Raw genomic sequence first — 15923 nt, 5'->3', positions numbered from 1 at the left:
AGTTCAGCAGCAAGCAGGATGGAGGACTTGATGAGCGAGATCTACCGGTTCGGCGATCTCGTGGCAATCCATCCGAATATTGGCCGTCCAGCAGGCGTACTTGCCGCGAATTCGGTCGAGGGTCAGAGCCGGTTGGAACGCGTGCTGCGACTGGCCAGTGAAGCAAACCTGCCTGAACTGCGGGAATACATCATGCGCTCCTATCTGATTTTGTACGCACACTCGGACACGCGTGTGTTGTTGCTGTCCATTCGCCACCAGCGAGAGCTGGGATATGCGCCGGAAACAGAATAGGACATCAGAGCAACCCAGCCGGGATATCCCCTGAACGAGAAGCCGACCTTTAGCCGGACCTTTAGCCGGCGGTTTTCGGCAAAATTAATTCCGAGTCCGCCCAGCAGCTCGGCACGGCCTCATTCTGCCTTGTTTTCCGTTCCACTACGCCTCACGCCCGGTAGGGCCCGGACGTCTGGCGTACGGATTCGCCCGTTCCTTGGCGGCATCGCTGCTCGCTGCATGGTCTAGGCTTGCCGGTCGATCCATACGAGCAATTCGGTCCAGCGCCGACGGGTTAATCCGTTGCTCGAAATGTCGTGATCGAGCACGATCGAGCGTGCGGTGAGCGCGGCACGTAGCTGCATGACGTTGTGGATGCCCGTATTCACCAGTATCGAACGGATACTCTGTTCGCATTAAGGATATTGGCATGGCGGAGGCCACTATATGTCGTCCTCTCGCGCTCGTTTCGGGGTGCCTTCAGGATTCGGACGAAAATGTACGTCAGCTGCCGGCAACGCCTTATTGGGAAAGGATGAGGCCTTCTTACGAAACGGCAACCAAGACGCCGTCCACGCGCGGACGATAAGAAGGGTTCATGAGCGTAGCGGCTACGCTTGCCTTGAATGAACGTGGCGTGACGGCGCTCGACCCTTTATCGACTCTCGTCTCAGAAACTGCCGAGTTGGGCAACGGAGTCATCCTCTGGCCCGGCACTATCGCCCAAGTGATAAGCGGGGGGCGTCTTGAGATTGGAGTAGGCACAGTCCTGTTCTCAGGAACCACGATCGTTGCTCGGGATGGTTCGGTCACCATTGGCAAGGGCGTCGAGATCGGCGACGAAGGGGACTTCACAATCAAGGCTGACGCGCCGGAAATCGCTATCACCATAGGCGACGGCACACGCCTGCTGGGTGGCGGCTCGCTCTCCGCCCCGACGACACGATTCATGTCATAGCACCGTGTGGCCTTGACGATCTGTTTTCTATGGTCGTGCGTCGAAATCCTACACGCGTCAGCATCGACACCTATCGGAATCGTATTGAACAGAAGCAATATCGAAAGCGTTGGCCGCAGGTAACCTTTTTCCCGGCTGAATAACGTGAGCGCCTCAGTGGCTGCGTTGGGGTGACCTGTCTGTCGCGGGTTGGATAGGGCCGCCCACATCAGGCGCTTGCCGCCCAGGAACAGTCCTTCGTTCTGCCAGTTCGAAATGTCGGCTTTGAGTGCTTTCGCGAACATTCGGCCCGCGAAAGCCGCTCAGGTCTTGCATCTTCCTGATAATCATCCCGATTGCATGTTAGAGGCCAGGCTTTCGTTCGCTCATTCACTTCACGATCGCCCGGATCGCGATGCGAGAAGCAGCTGCTGGTGCCCGTCTCCAGCGTTTCGACGACCATCATGTCATCATCAGACAGCTCGTCGAATCAGGCGGTAGCCTTCTGGGCGGCCGGGTAACGATCGCCGTGAATCTCTACGTTCGCGAGCGCCTGGTCGATGTGCTGAAGCTCGGTCTCGGTCAGTTCCACTTCAGCCGACCCAAGGTTCTCCTCCAGGCGATGCAACTTCGTCGTGCCGGGAATCGGTACGATCCAGGGCTTCTGGGCGAGCAGCCATGCGAGTGCAACCTGAGCTAGCGTCGCACCTTTGCTCCTGGCTATGGCCCCGAGCGCGTCAACAAGTGGCTGATTTGCCTGAAGTGCCTCGGGCGTGAAGCGCGGTACCTTGCTTCGAAAGTCGTCGCTGCCAAAGACCGCGTTTTGGGCGATTGCGCCCGTGAGAAAACCCTTGCCGAGGGGGCTGAACGGCACGAAGCCGATGCCGAGTTCCGCCAGCGTAGGCAGGATCCTTTCCTCGGGCTCGCGCCACCACATTGAATACTCACTCTGAAGCGCCGCCAGGGGCTGCACAGCATGCGCGCGCCGGATGGTCTGCTCTCCAGCCTCTGACAGGCCGAAGTGCTTTACCTTGCCTGCCTGGATGAGTTCCTTCACCGTACCGGCGACGTCCTCGATAGGCACCTCTGGGTCCACGCGATGCTGGTAAAGCAGGTCGATCACGTCGGTTTTGAGACGCTTGAGCATCCCTTCGACCGCCGACCGGATATGGTCCGGCCGGCTGCTCAGAACTTGCTGTTTTCCGTCATCGCCGAAGGTGAAGCCGAATTTGGTCGCGATGACTACGTGATCGCGGACGGGCGCCAATGCCTCGCCAACGACCTCTTCGTTGAGATACGGCCCATAGACCTCGGCGGTATCGAAAAAGGTCACGCCCCGATCGAAGGCGGCCCGGATTAACTCCACAGCCTTTGATCGATTGGTGGCCGGGCCGAAACCGAAGCTCAACCCCATGCACCCCAGGCCAAGCGCTGAAACCTCAAGTCCAGAACGGCCGAGTTGCCGCTTATCCATGATGCGCTCCTTGCAGTTGACGACGTGGGCGAGTGGCCCGATGTCCGCAACTTTAGGAGTCTCGGTTTCAAGTGACTAGTAGAATAAATCTTGTACCAGTACCAACTTTAGCTTGATACTGGGCGCTCTGTCAGACCGTTCTATTCGCGCTCCATCAGAAGAATTGACCATGCCTGTCAATGACTTTAAGGCCATCGCGATGTTCGCCAAAGCCGTGGAACTCGGCAGCATCCGGCAGGCTGCACTGGCTCAAGGCGTCACACCCCAGGCAGCCAGTCAGACCATCGCACAACTGGAACTGCATCTAGGAGTTCGTCTGTTGCATCGGACGACGCGTAGCCTCGCTCTGACCGAGGAGGGCCAACGATTTCTGGAAAATACCCAGCCCGCTCTGGCGGCATTGGACAGGGCCGTGGCCTTGGCACGGGAGTCCAAGGATGAAATCGCGGGCCCGCTGCGCATCGTTGGACCGAAATCGTCGTTCGCCGCGCTCCTCATGCCTCTGCTCGACGAGTTCTGCCGCGAGCACCCCGGTATCCAGCCGGACGTCCAGCTCGATGACGGTATCGGCAATTGGGTACTGGATCGCGTCGATGTCGGTTTCAGGATTGGGGCGTCGGCCGGTGAGGGCGTGATCGGTCGGCAGCTTTTCCCGATCCAGATGATCGTATGCGCTGCGCCCGACTATCTCAAAGCGCACGGAACGCCATCGACAGTTGATGACCTGGCGGCGCACCGCTGCAGCGTGTTCCGGCATCCGGACACCGGCAAGGTAGCGCCCTGGTACTTGACCGTGGATGGCAAGCTCGAACGTCGGCAGGTGTCCCCTGCGTTCGCGACGGACGATTCAGAGCTGGAAGTGCAAGCAGTGCTCGCGGGGCAAGTCATGGGGCAGCTCTCGAGTCTCTCGGCTGCGTGCCATATCCGCGCGGGACGACTGGTTCCCGTTCTCTTGCCGCATATGAGCACGTACTTTAGTTTGCACGTTTACTACGGAAACCGAACTGCTCAACCCAAGAGAGTCCGAGCGTTCCTGGATCTCGCCATTGCCCGCCTGCACGATTGCGGCGACTACGTGCTCGCTGACAAAGAGCTGGCGCAGTTCAATTCGCGATTGAGGCGAGCCATCCGGGCGCGGTAGCGCGCCCAGCATGCGGTTCGGCTCGGATCGTTCGCCTACCGACTGATCGACCGAATTCGGCTGCGAAGCGGTCATCGCAATGGACTGTAGGGCGCGCAGCACGGGAGACGGAAATACATAGATGCTGTCGCCCGTTATTGTTTTTAGTTCGTTCAAAACAAGCAGCGCTTGCCGGGGAAGTGGAACGATGTGGTCATGCTGCATCTTCATGCGTTCACCGGGAATATGCCACTCGGCTGCGTCGAGATCGATTTCGCTCCGAGGGGCCGATGCAATGACGCCGGGTCGCAACCCGGTCAGCATCGCGAGCTTCAGCGCTGCGCGAGTGATAGGGGACGAGTAAGCGTTGATGGCCTTCACGAGCGGGCCGATGTCGGCCGGCTTCGTGATCGCGGGGATGTGGCCTTTCTTGTACTGCGGAAGAACACCCCTCAGCGCAAGCGGTAATCCGTCTTCGCGCAGGTCATTGTGGATGGCGTAACTGACGATCCCGCCAACGTATTGACGCGCCTTCGATGCGAGGTTGGGTGCTTTCGCCGCGATCATCTCGAGAACGGGCTTGACCTGCGCGGTGGGCAACGTCGAAATCGATTTGTTACGTAGCGCTGGCGTCAAATACTCGCGCAGGACAAATTCGGCTTTGCGGTACGTCTCATCTGCCGATTCTTTACGCTTGAAATCTAGCCACGCGCTGGCGACGAGATGGAAAGTTCCGTCGGCAGCGCGTTTTCGCGCGGCAACATCGGCACGTCATTGTTCGACCGGATCGGTGCCCTCGCGCACGAGATCGCGAGCGCTGGCGGCACGCCGCCGAGCTTCGATCAAACTGACGTCGGGGTAGGGGCCAAGGCTCAGGAAGTTTTCTTTCCCGGTGCCAGGACGGCGATATCGAAGTAGCCAAGTCTTGACGCCGTTCGGACGTATGCGTAGGGAAAGGCCTTGGCCATCCGACAGGAGGTAGGGCTTCGGCCCTGTTTTGGCATTGCGAAACGCCAATTCCGACTTCGGTTCGACGTATCTGGGCATAGCGTTGCCCTCGAAACCGGTATACGAACCAGTATACGTAAAAACGCCGGATGTTACTGGACCACGTCGGAACGTAAAAGACAAAAAACCCCGTAGGTACGAGACTTTACGGGGCTTTTCGGACTTCTTCGGATTGCTCCGGACTACGTGTTGGTGCCCAAGAGAGGACTCGAACCTCCACACCTTGCGGCGCATGGACCTGAACCATGTGCGTCTACCAATTCCGCCACCTGGGCCAACCGATACAGCGAAGAGTGCTATTTTAGCGAACGATTCGAAGCTGTCAATGGTCGCTTAAGAAATGGATCGAAGAAAGGGGAGGGAACGGCGTTTGATCTCAGCGTTTTCGACGTCGATCCGGATGCGACTATCAATCCTTCCAGCAAGTTCGCCATGCACATTCAGCGGTCTCAACCCGCTGGCAGCCGCTCAAGCCGCGCGGTAGTGATGCCGCGTAAAAAACCGGTCGAGCTCACGCTCTTCCGGCCGGCGCCCGGTAAAGACCTCGACGTACTCGGCAATACGCATCATGCGCACAGATAGCACCTCTTCGCTTTTCATCGAGATGTAGCCCATCTGCGTCAGGTAAATGGCCCGGGCGCGGACATCGGCGGAGATCGGCTCGTAGTCGTAGCGCTCGAACAATTGCGTAAGCGCGGCAATGCGCAGTTGATCCGCCACCTGGATCTCGCCAGCAATCTCGGGGGACTGCAGCGCCCAGCTCCGGATGGCCGCTTCAAACCGTGAGTCGAAAATCCGGTCATCGAGCCAGCAATCAAACACATTCAGAACCGCTTCGCAGATTGTTTCGGCATAGGCCTCGGTCTGCCTGACCCAGTTGCCGGTGTTCTTGGCGCGCCAGCGCTCCAGCAACGCAGCCAATAGCTCCTCGCGGTCCTTGAAAAACCAGTAGAAACTGGTGCGGGACAGATTCAGCTTCTTGGCCAACGGAAGGATCCGCACGGAATCGACGCCGGCATCGCGCAGGCTTTCGTAAGCGACCTCGAGCCACGCTTCGGGCGACCCTCGTCCGGCATCCGCAGTCGGTAGATCCATAGGTAAACAATTCCTTAAAACAGTCGTGGTCGCCAGTCCGCAAAGCGACAGCCCATCACGAAAGCGACGACATTTTGGCGTGTGGACCGGCATCGGTCAAAGCGCTTTCGCCCTTTATTTTCTCCTTGCTTCGTCTCCTACCCCGCAGCGCAATCCCGCAGCAATGGTCAACCCGGCATCCTGATGTTCATTGTAGTCGAGATACTTGACACATGTGTACAGAGTGAATAATCTTGATCGCGTCCCCTCAAACAATCGTCAAAGGCCACGTCATGTCGTCAAGCGACCCGCTCCTTCAGCCTTACACCATCAAACATCTGACGTTCCGCAACCGCATCATGACCACGTCGCACGAGCCGGCGTATGCGGAGGACGGCATGCCGAAGGAGCAGTACCGTGCGTATCACGTCGAGCGCGCCAAGGCGGGCATCGCGCTCACCATGACGGCAGGGTCGGCGGCGGTATCGAAGGACAGCCCGCCGGTGTTCAACAACGTTCTCGCTTACAAGGACGAGGTCGTGCACTGGATGAAGGATCTCGCCGACGAATGCCACGAGCACGGCGCGGCGGTGATGATTCAGTTGACCCACCTGGGGCGTCGCACGCGTTGGGACAAGGGCGACTGGCTGCCGGCGGTGTCCCCCTCGCACAATCGGGAGCCTGCGCACCGTGCGTTTCCGAAGAAGCTCGAGGATTGGGATATCGAGCGCATCATCAAGGACTATGCGGACGCCGCAGAGCGAATGAAGGCGGCGGGTCTCGATGGGCTCGAGCTGGAAGCCTACGGACACCTGATGGACCAGTTCTGGTCGCCACTCACGAATACGCTCGATGCACCCTACGGCGGTTCGCTGGACCACCGGATGAAGTTCACTTTCGACGTCCTGACGGCCATACGCAAGCGGGTGGGTCCGGACTTCCTGCTCGGTATCCGATACACCGCCGATGAGATTATCGAAGGTGGCCTCACGAAAGAGGACGGGCTGCATATTTCGAAGAAGCTGAAAGAAAGCGGTCTCGTCGATTTCCTCAACGTGATTCGCGGTCACCTGGAAACCGATGCGGGCCTAACTGACATCATCCCGATCCAGGGCATGAAAAGCGCTCCGCATCTGGACTTCGCCGGAGAGATTCGCAAGGCGACCGAGTTCCCCACCTTTCATGCAGCGAGAATCCAGGACGTGCCGACGGCGCGGCATGCAATTGAGTCAGGCAAGATCGATATGGTCGGCATGACGCGCGCACATATGACGGATCCGCACATTGTTCGCAAGATCATCGAGCACCGGGAAGACGATATTCGACCGTGCGTTGGCGCGAACTATTGTCTCGACCGCATCTATCAAGGTGGCGCGGCCTACTGTATTCACAACGCCGCCACGGGCCGCGAAATCACCATGCCGCACGACATAAAGCGGGCACCGTCCAGGCGCAAGGTGGTGATCGTCGGGGCAGGGCCCGCAGGGTTGGAGGCGGCCCGCGTGGCGGGTGAGCGAGGTCATGAGGTCGTGGTGTTCGAGGCCACGAACCACCCCGGCGGCCAGATTCGCCTGACCGCGCAGAATGTGCGGCGCAAGGAGATGATCGGCATCATCGACTGGCGGATGTCTCAATGTGAACGGCTTGGCGTGAAGTTCAAGTTCAATACGTGGGCCGAGCCGGAAACAGTTCAAGCTGAAAACCCGGACGTGGTGATCGTCGCAACGGGGGGAATGCCTCGCACTGATGTTTTGCGAGAAGGAAACGAATGGGTTGTGTCGACCTGGGACATCATTTCCGGCGACGTCAAGCCGGGTTCGAACGTGCTGATCTTCGACGACGCGGGCGACCACGCCGCGTTGCAGGCCGCCGAAGTGATTGCGCAAGCCGGGGGGAAGGTCGAGATCATGACGCCGGACCGCTCGTTTTCGCCCGAAGTCATGAGCATGAACCTCGTGCCCTATATGCGATCGCTTCAGAAGCTGGACGTCAAGTTCACCGTGACGTATCGGCTCGCTTCGGTGCATCGCGACAATGACGGGTTTGTCGCGGTCGTAGGCAGCGATTACGGCGGTATCCGCAACGAGCAGCGTCATGACCAGGTTGTGGTGAACCACGGAACCATTCCGATGGACGATCTGTACTTTGAACTCAAGCCGCTGTCGAGCAACCTCGGCGCGATCGACTACAGCGATCTTATCGACGGGACGAAGCAGTCACGCAAGTCCAACCCGGAAGGCGCATTCCAGCTTTTTCGTATTGGCGACGCGGTGTCGGCACGCAACACGCACGCAGCGATCTACGACGCGCTTCGTCTGGTCAAGGACCTGTAAGGACCGCTTCCGCGGGCAAAGCCAAAATGGCTATTCCAAGTAATCTGGATAGCTAATTATTATGGTTATAGCGAGGCCGCGGGCGAACCTCCCGGCATATCCGTTTATTAGGCGGATGCTTCAAAAAATAGGTCATTATCTCCGCGCAAAATCGGCGTTTTGATACCTTGACAGATGGTTCCACGTGGGACTAATCTGAAATTGACGGTAGCCGGATAACAGGTCGCAAGGGATGGCGGTTCCTTTGCACGTCTCGAACCGTTCGACGAATTCCAACACGCTGTGGACCTTCGAAAGTGGATGGACGTAACCATGGATCGTGACTCGCGCCTTTCCGGACTGACCCTGCAACGTGCTCGCGATGGTCGCGAGTATCGACAGGATTCGGCGGTCAGGAATCACCAGATAGCACCTGTCGACCGGGTGTTGATTGAAAGATATGAGAGCATCGACCGGCGCTCCCTGCGCGCTTATCGTCTCGAGAGAATTCGTGCGCAACTACGCTCGCATGACTACGGCGGGATCCTGCTGGCCGATCTGCTGAACATTCGCTACGCCACTGACACGAACAGTCTAGGACTCTGGGTCATGCATTCCCCGAGTCGCTATGTCTATATCGCGACAGATGGACCGGTCGTCCTGTTTGACTTCGTCAGCAGCCGCCACAACAGCGAAGGCATTGAGACCATTGACGAGATACGTCCGGCCATTCCGTGGCTGTATTTTCTCGCAGGCCCCAGGGTCGAAGAAAAGGCCGCGTTGTGGGCCAGGGAAATTGCCGATCTGGTTTCCACCTACGGCGCGGGTAATCGCCGGCTAGCGGTTGATCGTTGCGACCCTTGGGGCGCGGAGCGCCTGAAGGCGCATGGCATTGAATTGTTCGACGCGCAGTCGCTCACCGAACAGGCGCGGCTGATCAAATCACCGGAGGAAATTGCGCAGCACGAGGTGTCGATGGCAGTGTGCGATCTGGGCATATCGCGCATGGTCGAGTCGCTTCGTCCCGGTGTGACCGAGAACCAGTTATGGAGCATCCTGCACGAGACAAACATCGCGCATGGAGGCGAGTGGGCAGAAAGCCGATTGCTGAATTCAGGCCCGCGCACGAACCCCTGGTTTCAGGACGCCTCGAACAGGGTGATCGAATCGGGAGACATGGTTTGCTTCGATACCGACATGGTCGGGCCGGGCGGCTACCTGTCCGATATCTCCCGAAGTTTTGTTTGTCCGGGCCGCGCGATGTCGGCAAGCCAGGGGAATCTCCTCGGCTTCGCGGAAGACCAGGTCATGCACAACGTAGGTCTGCTTCGCGCGGGGCTTTCATTCCGCGAATTCGCCGAACAATGCTGGCCGGTTCCCGAGCGTTACGTGCATAACCGATACATGATGATGCTTCACGGTGTCGGGCTGGTGGATGAGTATCCGAGTGTCGCCTATGCCGTCGACTTCGATGCCTGGGGGTACGACGGCACGTTCCAGGAAAACATGGTCGTGTCAGTGGAGAGCTATATCGGCGAGCAGGGTGGTAAAGAGGGTGTCAAGCTTGAAGAGCAGGTCCTGATTACCGCGAACGGTGCGACCGTTCTTTCCCAGAGTCCGCTCCTGGGTCGTCAACACTCATAACAGCGGCCAACCGACAGGCGAAGCGTGATGACCGAAGCCCTTCCTCGCGTGATTGATTCCGACTCGGTGCTGGCACGTGTTTCTCCTATCGCACTCATCGACGCGATGGAAAAGAAGCACCTGGAGAACTACGAAACGGTAGGCCGGCTTCATGCGTCGATCCCGAGAGATGACCGGCCCAGCGCCGGGTTGCTCATCTGGGCGGGCGGGCGGGTGGATGGATCAATGGGCACGAAAATCGTTTCGATCTCTCCGGACAACGGGCAGTTGAACACGCCCGCACCCACGATTCATTCCTCGTTTGCACTGGTCGACCGGCTGGATGGGCGTTTCAGGTCTTTTATAGTGGGAGAAAGCTTTACCCGATGCAAGACTGCGGCCGACTCAGCGCTTGCGGCGCGCTATCTCGCCCCGGCCAAGCCGACGAAACTGGTCGTGCTCGGCGCCGGCGCCCAGGCCAGGACCCATTTGATCTACCTGCATGCGGTTTGCCCGACCATCGAGCGGATTGATGTGTGGAACCGGAATCGCAGCAGGGCGGAGCAGTTGGTAGAGGAGCGTTTTCTGCCCGTCAATTTTCACGTGTCGAATGATCTTGAGGGGAGTGTTGCGGACGCGGACATCGTAGTGTGCCTGACGTCGTCGCCCATGCCGGTGCTTGACGGGAAGTGGCTGAAGCAAGGTTGCCATGTCGACCTTGTCGGCGGCTACACGCCGGAGATGCGCGAGACAAACGACGCCGCGATTCTTCGATCAAGTGTTTTTGTAGATCACCTGGGACTGACGGCCGAGCATTGCGGCGACATCTTTCAACCGCTAAAGAACGGAACTCTCGACATATCGGACATTCGGGGAGACCTGTTTGACCTGTGCAGAAAAGAGGTTCCCGGGCGATGCAACCCGCACGAAATTACCCTGTTCAAAAACGGCGGCGGCGGGCATCTGGATCTGATGGTGGCGGAATGGCTGACCGAGTTTCCGTGCTGACGAAGCGGCGAGCGCCGGCTGCCGTCGTTCCAGATGTAGTCTGCTTAGACTTTTCGTGATTGTCGAATTTGAGGATAAACAGATATGGTTAGTACAGTTGAGGATGTGAAGATAACAGAAACGAAGGCGTCCGACAGCACCGTGAACGTGCAGGACGTGTTCGCTTCGGTCGTCACCAACGGACCGATCAGCGACGCATGGCGCTTCACGCTCTGGTCGAACTACTACACCGAGCCGTGCTTTTCAGTGATGAGCCGTGACTTCGATGTTGGCCGTGACGAGTTTAACGTACTGAGTTGTCTGAGTTCCTACGGGCCGATGGCTGCCAAGACAATTTGCGAAGTGACAGGTCGTCCGAAAAACAGCATCAGCCGTGCAGTAACACGACTAAGCGAAAGGAAAATGATTCGACGCAAGATCAACCCGCTTGATCGGCGTGAGAGTTCGCTCATCCTGAACGAAAGCGGGCGGAAGCTTTATGAACGGGTGCTTCCCATTGCCATTGACCGGCAATCCGCCATGCTGAGCGGATTGAGTTCGGCAGAACGCGCGCTTCTCGATCAGGTACTGAACAAGTTGATGCAGTTTCGCCATGAGTGGTGAAGAGATTGCGCTATCGGCGGAGCACAAGTTGCATGGGACCAGAGTAAGTTGATTCGATTTCCGTACCACATGATGCCAAAGCATCACTTGAAGTCCGCTTTTTGGCTTAGTCAAATCAACTAAACGAGTGGTGGTGCGAGGTGGCCCCGGCAAGCGCCGGTGTTCGCCAAGCGACCGAGACCGGCTTTGCAAGAAGTTCACGGAGTGAGTTCCATGAATAGTATCGCTTCCTCCTTTCTAGAGTCTGAGCCGGCCGCATCGCAGCGCGCAGGGCTTACTTGTGGCCCGATACTTTGCGTTGAGTCGGTGAGCAAGACATACGGCACGCACCGGGTACTCGAGAACATCACTTTCCAGATGCAGGTTGGAGAGGTCATCGCAATCATTGGCCCCAGCGGCTCCGGGAAAAGCACGTTGCTTCGGTGCATCAATCAACTCGAACCGCCCAACGAAGGCAGGGTGACAATCGGAGGCGTAACGATCGACGCAGGAAACCCGCCCGCCCGGCGTGATCTCGTCGCATTGCGCCGGAAGATCGGCATGGTTTTCCAGTCCTTCAATCTGTTTCCTCACCTCTCCGTATTACGCAACGTCAGTCTTGCGCAGGAGCGCACCATGGGACGCTCGAGGAAGGAAGCCGACGCCAAGTCGATGGATCTCCTGGCGCGCGTTGGTCTTGCGGACAAAGCAAGTCAGTATCCTGCGCGCTGTTCCGGGGGCCAGCAGCAACGGATTGCGATCGCCCGTGCGCTCGCCCTCGAACCGGAGATCATGTTGTTCGACGAGCCGACTTCCGCGCTCGATCCGGAGTTGGGCCTGGAAGTGCTGGCGGTCATGAAGGAACTCGCTTTATCGGGCATGACGATGATCGTCGTCACCCATGAGATGCATTTTGCAGAGAACGTTTCGGACCGCGTGATCCTGATGGCGGAGGGTCACATCCTCGAGGAGGGGCCCAGCGCCGAGATCATGCGCGCACCGAAGACCGAACGCGCCGCCAAATTCCTTAGCGCCGTGAGGGACCGGTAATGATCATGGATCTCTCAGCAATCTTGAAGGGTGTCCCGTGGACAATCGCGCTCACGCTGGCGTCGTTCGTTGTGGGCGCGGCGCTCGGGTTGCCGCTTTGCGCAATGCGCCTGTCGACCAATGGCGTGCTACGGCTCACGTCGACGTCGATTGTGGTGTCATGCCGGTCGATTCCGCCCATTGTCTGGCTTTTCTTCGTGTTCTTTGGCATTGGCAACGGTCTCATAGCCATGAGCCCGTTTACCGCGGCCGTGGTGGGTCTGGGCGTGGTGACCGCCGCCAATATGTCCGAGATCTATCGAGGTGCGCTCACCGCCATTCATCCGGGGCAGTTCGAAGCAGCGAAGGTGCTGAACCTGACGAAGAGCCAGCAGTTTCGCGATGTGATTCTGCCGCAGTTGACGAGGATCGCATTGCCGTCCGGCGCGACCTATCTTATTGGCTTGCTGAAGGACTCGGCCGTTGCTTCGACCATTGGCGTAAGTGACCTCGCCTACCAGTCGTATCACGTTTCTCAACAGACGTTTCGAGGGCTGAGCGTCTACGCGGCCGCGGCCCTTCTCTACATACTCCTGAGTTTGCCGATCGCGTGGCTGTCGCGCTGGACCGATCTTCAATTGCGTTCGAGGGTGTCGAGATGATGGAGCTTCTTGACCTCTGGAAGGGGTGGCTTCCGCAACTGATCGACGGTTATGGTCTTTCGCTCGAGGTGACCGCTCTGAGCCTCGCGATAGGCATTCCGCTAGGGCTCGTCCTCGCGCTTTCGGTGCCGGCAAAGTCCAGGGCGATCCGCATCACCGCGTTGACGTTCGTCGAAATTGGAAGAGGGGCACCCGTCCTGATCCTGCTTCAGTTCGTGTACTTCGGCTTGCCGACAGCGGGTCTTACGTTGACGTCGTTTGCGTCGGCAGTGGTTGCGCTGGCGTGCTGCACCGGCGCGTATACGAGCGAGATCATCCGGGCAGGATTCGAGGCCGTCCCGTATGGACAAAAGGAGGCTGCGCTGGTGATCGGACTCAATGGCGTTGACGCCTTGCGCTTCGTCGTTATTCCTCAAGGTTTAAGAGTTGCGCTGCCCGCGCTGCTCGGATTTTCGATCATGATGCTTCAGGCGACGTCTCTCTGTTTCACGATCGCACTTCCCGAGCTGGTCAGCCGGGCGTCGAATATCGGGTCCACGACCTTTGAATATATGCCGGTGCTGATCCTCGCCGGTTTGCTGTTCGCTGCCATCTGCGTCCCGGCAACGCTGCTTGTCTCCGTACTGGAACGAAGATTGGGACGTCATGCCGTTCGATAGATCGATCCGCTCCATGTTTGCTGTTTAGCTGCCTGTGAATATCCCCACTGAAGCCACGATAGGAAAACGCCATGAAAACCTCAGCGAAATTCTTGGGGAGGCTGTGCGCAGGCCTCCTTTTATCCTGTATCACCTATTCCGCTTTCGCGGATCAATGCAAACCCGCTCACACGTTCCCGACTATTACTTCGGGTACCTTATCGGTTGCAGCGTGGGTGTTTCCTCCCTATTCGATCCCGGCGGGCAGCACTGACATTGGTGGTGTGGACGGAGATATCGTCAAGCTGATTGCTGCAAAGGAATGCCTGAAGCTGTCGATCAGCACCGTGGATCCGGCGGCCGTCATCCAGTCAGTGGTGTCCGGAAAAGCCGACATAGGCATGGGGGACTGGTACAGGACCGCTGACCGCGCGAAGGTGCTGGGCTTAAGCGGGCCGATGTATCTCGATCAGATGGGTGTCATCTCCAAGGACGGTATTGACACGATCGCCGGTTTGCAGGGGAAGCGGGTCGGATCGGTTCAGGGTTACCTCTGGACGGGCGACCTCCAGAAAGTGCTTGGCAGCTCGCTGACGCTTTATCCGAATCCGGTCGCCATGGCTCAGGATCTGGCGGCTGGCCGGATTGACGTGGGTACGGACAGCTACGCCGTCGCGCAATACGACCAGAAAAAAGGCGGTTACACGTCGATCAAGATCATGGCGGTGAAGCCGGACCCCAGAGTCCCGGCGTCAGTGCAGCCCGGCCAGACCGCGTTCCCCTACACGAAAACGAATCAGGCTCTTGGCGACGCCTTGAGCGCGGACATCGCGGATCTGCACAAGTCGGGTGACATCGCGCGGATCCTGAAGGCCCACGGTCTGGAGCCTTCGGCCGCCGACGTCGGGCAACCGCGACTGGTCCAGTAACGAATGTTCATCTCGGAGGAGAAGCAATGAGCAGCTCAGCATTGGGTCCGGATGTGAAGGGCTCGCATTTTCTCGATGCGACAGCCCTTCAATGGCAGCCGTCGGATACTCCGGGATTCGATCTTGTGACGTTGTTCCAGAATCCGTCCAACGGTGAATCGACTGCCTTGATGAGAGTCGAGCCTGGTGCAAGTACGGGCTCGCACAGTCACGATTCACTTGAGGAGATCTACGTCCTCGAGGGCGATTTCTCGGATGAAGAGCGCACTTACCTGCGCGGGCAGTACTGCGTGCGTTCGCCGGGAACGCTTCATACGGCGGCGTCGGAACACGGATGCGTTCTTTTGCTGATCTACCGGAATACGACGACGGTGTCGCCGTGAGCACGCAAATATCGCGCGCACCCATGATCAATCTCGGCGTAATCGGAACGGGCCAGTTTGCTTCGTATTTCATTGGCGGGCTTCGCCGTGGGGGCTATGACGGCGAGGTCCTGCTCGCACCGCGAAATGCCGACGTCGCCAGCACATTGGCGTGCAAGCACGACTGCGTGGTGGCCGCGTCGGCACAAGAGGTGTTGGCTGGCGCCGACGTGATCCTCCTGAGCGTAAGGCCGGAATATGCAGAGGCCGCGTTGGCGAACCTGAGTTGGGAGGGTCGTCACACGATCCTTTCCGCCATGGCCGGTATTCCCATCGACGATCTTCGCGCGCTGTTGCCGGGCGTGGGTGGCATCCATCTCATCATGCCGGGAAGTTACATCGAAACTGCGCCTGGCCCCATACCGCTTTATCCGCCTGCACCGGAGCTCATGCCGTTGCTCTCTTGCATCGGGGATGTGATTGCGTTGCCGAACGAGGGTGCGTTCAACGCGGCGATGGTATCCCTGTGTGCGTCGACGTGGATATATGATCTTGCCGATGTACTCGCCAGCGAGCTCGAGCGGCATGGTCTTGAACCTGACGCCGCTCGCGCCCTGACGCTGAGCAACATTGCGGGTCCGGCCAGCTTTGCCCTGGGTTTGCCTGGAAGGAGCCTCCTGGATATCTCGGCAGGCATTGCGACGGAGGGGACTTTTACCAGGACCGGACTCGATCATTTGAAAGCGTGCTGCTTCGATGCCCCATGGAGAGAAGCCATTGCGCGGCTTGCGGAGAGCCTGAGGCCCGGCGCGTGACGTCTTGAGCGCCATGGCATTAATTAGCACCGGGCTTGGTTGGTGTAAAAGATGGCTTTAGGGAACGTGCTCGC

At 58.5% G+C, this 15923-nt stretch carries 17 protein-coding genes, 1 tRNA gene and 2 pseudogenes; 14 read left to right on the top strand and 6 right to left on the bottom strand.

Annotated elements, in window-relative coordinates:
• Window positions 1-294: pseudogene (locus AWB69_RS40555) on the top strand (type II toxin-antitoxin system RelE/ParE family toxin); the annotation flags it as partial.
• 227 nt (window positions 295-521) lie between these two features.
• Here AWB69_RS40555 and AWB69_RS48375 read toward each other — a convergent pair.
• Window positions 522-665: a hypothetical protein gene (locus AWB69_RS48375; RefSeq protein ID WP_156529149.1), complete on the bottom strand. Its 144-nt coding sequence runs from the start codon at window positions 663-665 to the stop codon at window positions 522-524.
• 209 nt (window positions 666-874) lie between these two features.
• On the opposite strand from AWB69_RS48375, the gene AWB69_RS40550 reads away from it, so the two are divergent.
• Both AWB69_RS40550 and AWB69_RS46495 read left to right on the top strand, forming a co-directional pair.
• A complete protein-coding gene (locus AWB69_RS40550; protein ID WP_062092401.1) occupies window positions 875-1234 on the top strand; it encodes a hypothetical protein in 360 nt (119 codons plus the stop codon).
• Entirely contained in the window at window positions 1222-1377 is a 156-nt protein-coding gene (locus tag AWB69_RS46495) for a nucleotidyltransferase family protein (protein ID WP_082913811.1), read from the top strand. The genes AWB69_RS40550 and AWB69_RS46495 overlap by 13 nt, the downstream gene beginning before the upstream one ends.
• A 326-nt stretch (window positions 1378-1703) precedes the next feature.
• On the opposite strand, the gene AWB69_RS40545 is transcribed toward AWB69_RS46495, so the two are convergent.
• Window positions 1704-2687: an aldo/keto reductase gene (locus tag AWB69_RS40545; protein WP_062092400.1), complete on the bottom strand. Its 984-nt coding sequence runs from the start codon at window positions 2685-2687 to the stop codon at window positions 1704-1706.
• Between the two features lie 169 nt (window positions 2688-2856).
• Here AWB69_RS40545 and AWB69_RS46490 point away from each other — a divergent pair, with 169 nt between their 5' ends.
• Window positions 2857-3828: a LysR family transcriptional regulator gene (locus tag AWB69_RS46490; protein WP_075644076.1), complete on the top strand. Its 972-nt coding sequence runs from the start codon at window positions 2857-2859 to the stop codon at window positions 3826-3828.
• Between the two features lie 114 nt (window positions 3829-3942).
• Here AWB69_RS46490 and AWB69_RS50500 read toward each other — a convergent pair.
• The 4 genes and pseudogenes from AWB69_RS50500 to AWB69_RS40525 form a co-directional block, all read right to left on the bottom strand.
• Window positions 3943-4476, bottom strand: a pseudogene (locus tag AWB69_RS50500) (tyrosine-type recombinase/integrase); the annotation flags it as partial.
• 102 nt (window positions 4477-4578) lie between these two features.
• Window positions 4579-4854: an Arm DNA-binding domain-containing protein gene (locus AWB69_RS49995; RefSeq protein ID WP_231937393.1), complete on the bottom strand. Its 276-nt coding sequence runs from the start codon at window positions 4852-4854 to the stop codon at window positions 4579-4581.
• A 151-nt stretch (window positions 4855-5005) separates the two neighbouring features.
• Window positions 5006-5090: transfer RNA gene (locus AWB69_RS40530), tRNA-Leu, on the bottom strand.
• Between the two features lie 193 nt (window positions 5091-5283).
• The gene (locus AWB69_RS40525) at window positions 5284-5910 is read right to left on the bottom strand and encodes a TetR/AcrR family transcriptional regulator (protein WP_062092398.1); all 627 of its coding nucleotides are present in this window, start codon (window positions 5908-5910) and stop codon (window positions 5284-5286) included.
• 272 nt (window positions 5911-6182) lie between these two features.
• On the opposite strand from AWB69_RS40525, the gene AWB69_RS40520 reads away from it, so the two are divergent.
• The 10 genes from AWB69_RS40520 (at window position 6183) to AWB69_RS40475 (ending at window position 15849) form a co-directional block, all read left to right on the top strand.
• Complete coding sequence (locus tag AWB69_RS40520) at window positions 6183-8222, top strand: NADH:flavin oxidoreductase (protein WP_062092397.1); 2040 nt, start codon at window positions 6183-6185, stop codon at window positions 8220-8222.
• Window positions 8223-8534: 312 nt separating this feature from the next.
• Complete coding sequence (locus AWB69_RS40515) at window positions 8535-9845, top strand: M24 family metallopeptidase (RefSeq protein ID WP_062092396.1); 1311 nt, start codon at window positions 8535-8537, stop codon at window positions 9843-9845.
• Between the two features lie 27 nt (window positions 9846-9872).
• A complete protein-coding gene (locus AWB69_RS40510) occupies window positions 9873-10832 on the top strand; it encodes an ornithine cyclodeaminase family protein (RefSeq protein ID WP_062092395.1) in 960 nt (319 codons plus the stop codon).
• A gap of 84 nt (window positions 10833-10916) precedes the next feature.
• Window positions 10917-11435, top strand: coding sequence for a MarR family winged helix-turn-helix transcriptional regulator (locus tag AWB69_RS40505; RefSeq protein WP_062092394.1), 519 nt, complete (start codon window positions 10917-10919; stop codon window positions 11433-11435).
• Window positions 11436-11648: 213 nt separating this feature from the next.
• Entirely contained in the window at window positions 11649-12464 is an 816-nt protein-coding gene (locus AWB69_RS40500; protein WP_062092393.1) for an amino acid ABC transporter ATP-binding protein, read from the top strand.
• Window positions 12465-12469: 5 nt separating this feature from the next.
• Window positions 12470-13105 (top strand): amino acid ABC transporter permease, encoded by a 636-nt coding sequence (locus AWB69_RS40495; RefSeq protein WP_231937392.1) that lies wholly within the window; start codon window positions 12470-12472, stop codon window positions 13103-13105.
• The gene (locus AWB69_RS40490; protein ID WP_062092391.1) at window positions 13102-13764 is read left to right on the top strand and encodes an amino acid ABC transporter permease; all 663 of its coding nucleotides are present in this window, start codon (window positions 13102-13104) and stop codon (window positions 13762-13764) included. The genes AWB69_RS40495 and AWB69_RS40490 overlap by 4 nt, the downstream gene beginning before the upstream one ends.
• 71 nt (window positions 13765-13835) lie before the next feature.
• A complete protein-coding gene (locus tag AWB69_RS40485) occupies window positions 13836-14672 on the top strand; it encodes a substrate-binding periplasmic protein (RefSeq protein ID WP_062092390.1) in 837 nt (278 codons plus the stop codon).
• Between the two features lie 26 nt (window positions 14673-14698).
• Window positions 14699-15055 (top strand): cupin domain-containing protein, encoded by a 357-nt coding sequence (locus AWB69_RS40480; RefSeq protein WP_062092389.1) that lies wholly within the window; start codon window positions 14699-14701, stop codon window positions 15053-15055.
• Window positions 15007-15849, top strand: a complete 843-nt coding sequence (locus AWB69_RS40475) for an NAD(P)-binding domain-containing protein (protein ID WP_082913810.1) — start codon at window positions 15007-15009, stop codon at window positions 15847-15849. The genes AWB69_RS40480 and AWB69_RS40475 overlap by 49 nt, the downstream gene beginning before the upstream one ends.
• Window positions 15850-15923 lie beyond the last annotated feature (74 nt).

Origin of the sequence: Caballeronia udeis, assembly GCF_001544555.2 — a bacterium.
In the GTDB taxonomy this organism is placed as follows: domain Bacteria; phylum Pseudomonadota; class Gammaproteobacteria; order Burkholderiales; family Burkholderiaceae; genus Caballeronia; species Caballeronia udeis.
The sequence above is the reverse complement of the archived record's forward strand: the minus strand, read 5'-3'. Positions and strand labels throughout refer to the sequence as shown.

What these genes read in the sequence shown, in the direction of transcription:
- AWB69_RS40480 (WP_062092389.1), top strand. Translation starts at nt 14,699, where the DNA reads ATGAGCAGCTCAGCATTGGGTCCGGATGTGAAGGGCTCGCATTTTCTC.
- AWB69_RS40485 (WP_062092390.1), top strand. Translation starts at nt 13,836, where the DNA reads ATGAAAACCTCAGCGAAATTCTTGGGGAGGCTGTGCGCAGGCCTCCTT.
- AWB69_RS40490 (WP_062092391.1), top strand. Translation starts at nt 13,102, where the DNA reads ATGATGGAGCTTCTTGACCTCTGGAAGGGGTGGCTTCCGCAACTGATC.
- AWB69_RS40500 (WP_062092393.1), top strand. Translation starts at nt 11,649, where the DNA reads ATGAATAGTATCGCTTCCTCCTTTCTAGAGTCTGAGCCGGCCGCATCG.
- AWB69_RS49995 (WP_231937393.1), bottom strand. Translation starts at nt 4,854, where the DNA reads ATGCCCAGATACGTCGAACCGAAGTCGGAATTGGCGTTTCGCAATGCC.
- AWB69_RS40525 (WP_062092398.1), bottom strand. Translation starts at nt 5,910, where the DNA reads ATGGATCTACCGACTGCGGATGCCGGACGAGGGTCGCCCGAAGCGTGG.
- AWB69_RS40505 (WP_062092394.1), top strand. Translation starts at nt 10,917, where the DNA reads ATGGTTAGTACAGTTGAGGATGTGAAGATAACAGAAACGAAGGCGTCC.
- AWB69_RS46490 (WP_075644076.1), top strand. Translation starts at nt 2,857, where the DNA reads ATGCCTGTCAATGACTTTAAGGCCATCGCGATGTTCGCCAAAGCCGTG.
- AWB69_RS40515 (WP_062092396.1), top strand. Translation starts at nt 8,535, where the DNA reads ATGGATCGTGACTCGCGCCTTTCCGGACTGACCCTGCAACGTGCTCGC.
- AWB69_RS40495 (WP_231937392.1), top strand. Translation starts at nt 12,470, where the DNA reads ATGGATCTCTCAGCAATCTTGAAGGGTGTCCCGTGGACAATCGCGCTC.
- AWB69_RS40550 (WP_062092401.1), top strand. Translation starts at nt 875, where the DNA reads ATGAGCGTAGCGGCTACGCTTGCCTTGAATGAACGTGGCGTGACGGCG.
- AWB69_RS40475 (WP_082913810.1), top strand. Translation starts at nt 15,007, where the DNA reads ATGCGTTCTTTTGCTGATCTACCGGAATACGACGACGGTGTCGCCGTG.
- AWB69_RS40510 (WP_062092395.1), top strand. Translation starts at nt 9,873, where the DNA reads ATGACCGAAGCCCTTCCTCGCGTGATTGATTCCGACTCGGTGCTGGCA.
- AWB69_RS40520 (WP_062092397.1), top strand. Translation starts at nt 6,183, where the DNA reads ATGTCGTCAAGCGACCCGCTCCTTCAGCCTTACACCATCAAACATCTG.
- AWB69_RS40545 (WP_062092400.1), bottom strand. Translation starts at nt 2,687, where the DNA reads ATGGATAAGCGGCAACTCGGCCGTTCTGGACTTGAGGTTTCAGCGCTT.